The following is a 4,379-nucleotide window of genomic DNA, read 5'->3' on the forward strand; positions in this document are numbered from 1 at the left end:
AATAGTGTTAAAAAAGGTTAGTTCTAAATGGAATAAAAGAAGTTATGGAGATAAAAGAAATATAGATCAAGCAATAACTACATATAAATTAGCTCTTTATGTAGGACAACTGTTGGATTATAAAAAAATTGATCTAGGTTCTTTATGTTTAAGTTTAGCTTGGTTATATAGAATTGAAGAGAACAAAGATGAGGAAGAAAGGTTTTTAAGTTTCACAAAAGATTTTTTTGAAGAAGGTTTTTATAAGGAATCTTTAGTAAATACCAATATGGATGAATTAAAGTTGACATATTTATTAGGAGAGATTAACAGAAGACTTGGTTTTAGAAACGAAGCTGTAAAATGGTTTAATGGAGTTTTATCCAATTCTAATATAAGCAATAACCCTATGCTGGAAAAAATGGCTAGAGAACAATGGAGAATATCACGGGAAGGATAAAGTTATGGATATTAAATATTATGATTTTGATACCTTAATAGGAAAGATGTATATATTTTTTTCTTCTAAAGGAATAATTTATCTTTCCTTGGCAAAAAATGGAGCAATAAATATAGTTAATCATGTAAATAAAAAATATGGACAAACTATAAAGACAGAAAAATATCAATATAATTTTCATAATCAAATAATAGAATATCTAAAGGGAGATTTAAAAATATTTTCTTTGCCCCTTGATTTACAAGGAACAGATTTTCAAAAAAAGGTATGGATGGAGCTATTGAAAATTCCTTACGGTGAAATTAAAACGTATAAGGATATTGCAATTAGTATTGGAAGTCCTAAGGCATATAGGGCAGTAGGAGGAGCATTAAACAAAAATCCTATATTAATAGTGGTACCTTGCCATAGGGTAATTGGTTCCAATGGGAAACTAGTTGGCTTTGGAGCTGGTCTTGACTTAAAACAGAGATTGCTAACTTTAGAAATGAATAGTATAGTTTAACGATTCGTTTCGTTCTAATTTGCAACTCTTTTTTTAATTATGAAAAAGAGTTTTTTGTTGACTATTTGAAAATTTATGGTATATTTAATTTGGCAAATGAAGAGGAGGAAAATAGATGAGGTATAAATTGATAGCTATCGACATGGATGGAACGTTGTTAAATAGTCAAAATAAAGTTTCTGAGAAAAATAAGGAAGTTTTATTTAAAGCCATTGATGAAGGAATACATGTTGTTTTATCAACAGGAAGAATACTAAGCTCTGCTTTGTATTATAGAGAAAAAATAGGATTGAAAAATCCAGTAATTGCTTGTAACGGAGCTTTGATTTCTTCTCAAAAGGATATAATATATGAGAACCCTATGAACATTGACTCAGTTAATAAAGTGGTAGAAATTGCAGAGGAAGATAATATTTATTACCATTTCTATGATACTAACACATTTTACTCAAAAGAAACTGATAATAGATATTTTAAACACTACCAATTCTATGAAGACAGTTTAAAAAAACAGAGCATAAATCTTCAATTATTTAAAACACCTATTGGAATTTTTGGTGAGAAAAAACCAACGGTTTATAAATTTGTTTTTGTTGAAGAAAATACTGATAAGCTTTTAAAATTTAGGGAGAAGTTAAGTAGTATAGACGGAATTAATGTTTCTAGTTCTTGGCATAACAATATTGAAGTAATGAATGAAGGAGTATCTAAAGGCACAGGGCTAGAACATTTAATTGGAAAATTAAATATTGACAAATCACAAGTGGTAGCTATAGGGGATAATGAAAATGACATATCTATGTTTAAAACTGCTGGATTAGCTATTGGCATGAAAAATGGAGCTCAAAACATTAAAGACTGTGTTCATGTGGTTACGGACACTAACGATCAAAATGGAGTGGGAAAAGCAATAGAAAAGTATGTATTAAACAAGTAAAGGGAGTGTCTTTAATGGGAATAAATATTGTACTTGTAGAACCAGAAATACCCCAAAACACCGGAAATATAGCTAGAACATGTTCTCTTACCAATACAGCTCTTCATCTAGTTAAACCCTTAGGTTTTTCTGTAGAAGATAAGTATCTGAAAAGGGCAGGCCTAGATTATTGGAATTTGGTAGAAATTCATTATTATGAAAATTTCCAAGAATTATTTAAAAAATATAGTGGTAAAAACTTCTTTTATGCCACAACTAAGGGGAAAAATTATTATACAGATATAAATTATCCTGAAAACCCGTTTATTGTATTTGGAAAGGAAACAAAAGGTCTTTCAAGTGAAATATTAAACAAAAATTGGGATAAAACAATAAAAATTCCAATGAAAGAAGGAATAAAAAGATCATTAAATTTAGCAAACTCTGTTAATATTATATTATTTGAGGTTTTGAGACAGTTAGATTTTCCACATTTAGAATAATATTTTACAAAAATTTAACAAACTAAGTTTCAAAATTGTATTAATATAGAATTAGACTCATGCAAAAGATAAATTTCAAATCTAATGTTAGTCAGGAGGATACAAATGGAGATTGCATTACCGGTATTAGGTGGACTAGGGCTTTTCTTATATGGTATGAATTTAATGGGTACGGGCTTACAAAAAGCTGCTGGTGAAAAGTTAAAAAAATTAATAGAAATATTAACAAATAACCGACTTATGGGGGTTATAGTTGGAGCTTTAGTTACTATGGTTGTACAAAGTAGTAGTGCTACTACTGTCATGGTTATTGGTTTTGTAAATGCTGGGCTTATGACTTTGCCTCAAGCTACTGGTGTTATAATGGGAGCTAATATTGGAACTACTATAACCGCCCAATTAATTGCTTTTAAGCTAACTGATTTTGCACCGTTGGCGGTTGCAATTGGAATGGGTATTTGGATAATTTCATCTAATAAAAAGGCTAAAAACTTTGCTGAAACAATGATAGGCTTTGGTATACTTTTTATTGGAATGGGCATGATGGGGAATGGTTTAAAACCCTTAGCGGACAGTCCCACATTTAGAAATATTATGGTCAGTTTAAATGATCCTATTCTAGGCATTTTAGTTGGACTTGGTTTAACTACTATATTGCAAAGTAGTAGTGCTTCAATAGGTTTGTTGCAGGCATTGGCTTCACAAGGACTAATTAATTTAAATATTGCATTTCCTATACTTTTTGGAGACAATATTGGTACGACTACTACCACTTTAATTTCCAGCGTAGGAACTAATAAAACTGCAAAGAGAGCTGCTGTAATCCACTTTTTATTCAATTTGGTAGGTACAATTATTTTCATGTTTTTATTAAGAGTACCTATACAGAAAATTGTATTAAAATTATCACCTAATGATATACAGAGGCAGGTTGCCAATGCTCATACATTATTTAATATAATAAACGTGGCTATTCAACTCCCCTTTGCAAATTTCTTGGTAAGAGCTGCTATGAGAATAGTTCCTGGGGATATTGAAGAAACAGCGGAAGCAGGTTTAAGATTTTTGGATTTAAGAATAATTGAAACGCCATCTATTGCCTTAGGTCAAGTAAACAAAGAAGTACTTAGAATGGGCAAAATTGTGGAAGAAAATTTGATTGTAGCAGCAAAGGCTTTTAAGAATAAAGATGAAAAATTGACTCAAGAGGTTTTTTCGCAAGAAAAAGTAATCAATAGATTAGAAAAAGATATAGTGGAGTATTTGGTAGAACTTTCCAATGCACCTTTAACTGATGAGCAATACACTCACGTTAATATCTTGATGAATGTAGTAAATGATATTGAAAGAGTGGGAGATCATGCAGATAACATTGCAGAACTAGCTCAAACATCAGTAGATGAAAGGCTACAATTTAGTGATAATGCCATTGAAGAATTTGACAATATATTTAATAAGAGTCATCAAGTATTTAAAAAGACTTTAGAAGCTCTCAAAGATATTGATTTTGAAAAAGCACGAGAGGTATTAAGGTTAGAAGAAGATATAGATGCTTTAGAAAAGGAATATAGAACTACTCATATTGATAGATTAAACAAATTTTTATGTCAACCAAGTTCTGGTGCAGTTTTCCTAGACTTATTAAGTAATTTTGAAAGGATTTCTGACCATTCTTCTAATATATCCCTTTATGTATTAGATCAATTAGAAGATAAAAATTAAAAAAAAACAAAATTTCTTCAATAAAAGACTTGTTAAAATTATGTTTATATATTATAATATCAGTGGACTGTGAAAATTATATCAAACAATAATATATTTTCGGATGAAAAGTGCGGGAGAGACCAATTTTTAGGCGCCGAAGGAATAAGTTGTATAGTTTGCCATTATACAATGATGATCTCAGGCAAAAGAACCGTGCTTTGACGAAACTCTGAAAAGCGTGAGCACCGAAGGAGCAATCCATTTGTATGGGGAAACTCTCAGGTTTATAGAACAGAGTAGAGGGCGAGTAAT

Annotated in this window: 5 protein-coding genes and 1 riboswitch; all 5 genes read left to right on the forward strand. The window is 30.4% G+C overall.

Translation table 11 applies throughout. From position 1 onward, the window contains the following. The coding region (locus VK998_RS05785) for a DUF2225 domain-containing protein (protein WP_325226480.1) at positions 1 to 439 on the forward strand (439 nt) is incomplete at its 5' end. Positions 440 to 443: 4 nt separating this feature from the next. Continuing rightward, on the forward strand, positions 444 to 944 hold the full coding sequence (locus VK998_RS05790; RefSeq protein WP_325226482.1) for a methylated-DNA--[protein]-cysteine S-methyltransferase: 501 nt from the start codon (positions 444 to 446) through the stop codon (positions 942 to 944). 115 nt (positions 945 to 1,059) lie between these two features. Beyond that, complete coding sequence (locus VK998_RS05795) at positions 1,060 to 1,881, forward strand: Cof-type HAD-IIB family hydrolase (RefSeq protein ID WP_325226484.1); 822 nt, start codon at positions 1,060 to 1,062, stop codon at positions 1,879 to 1,881. Between the two features lie 14 nt (positions 1,882 to 1,895). Beyond that, on the forward strand, positions 1,896 to 2,363 hold the full coding sequence (locus VK998_RS05800) for a tRNA (cytidine(34)-2'-O)-methyltransferase (protein ID WP_325226486.1): 468 nt from the start codon (positions 1,896 to 1,898) through the stop codon (positions 2,361 to 2,363). A gap of 105 nt (positions 2,364 to 2,468) precedes the next feature. Then, the gene (locus tag VK998_RS05805) at positions 2,469 to 4,085 is read left to right on the forward strand and encodes a Na/Pi cotransporter family protein (RefSeq protein ID WP_325226488.1); all 1,617 of its coding nucleotides are present in this window, start codon (positions 2,469 to 2,471) and stop codon (positions 4,083 to 4,085) included. Positions 4,086 to 4,188: 103 nt separating this feature from the next. After that, a riboswitch (glycine riboswitch) is annotated at positions 4,189 to 4,291 on the forward strand. The last annotated feature ends 88 nt before the right edge of the window (positions 4,292 to 4,379 follow it).

The sequence above is a fragment of the Schnuerera sp. genome (assembly GCF_035459645.1).
In the GTDB taxonomy this organism is placed as follows: domain Bacteria; phylum Bacillota; class Clostridia; order Tissierellales; family Tepidimicrobiaceae; genus Schnuerera.

Coding starts and splice junctions, on each gene's coding strand:
- VK998_RS05790 (WP_325226482.1), top strand. CDS start 444: ATGGATATTAAATATTATGATTTTGATACCTTAATAGGAAAGATGTAT.
- VK998_RS05795 (WP_325226484.1), top strand. CDS start 1,060: ATGAGGTATAAATTGATAGCTATCGACATGGATGGAACGTTGTTAAAT.
- VK998_RS05800 (WP_325226486.1), top strand. CDS start 1,896: ATGGGAATAAATATTGTACTTGTAGAACCAGAAATACCCCAAAACACC.
- VK998_RS05805 (WP_325226488.1), top strand. CDS start 2,469: ATGGAGATTGCATTACCGGTATTAGGTGGACTAGGGCTTTTCTTATAT.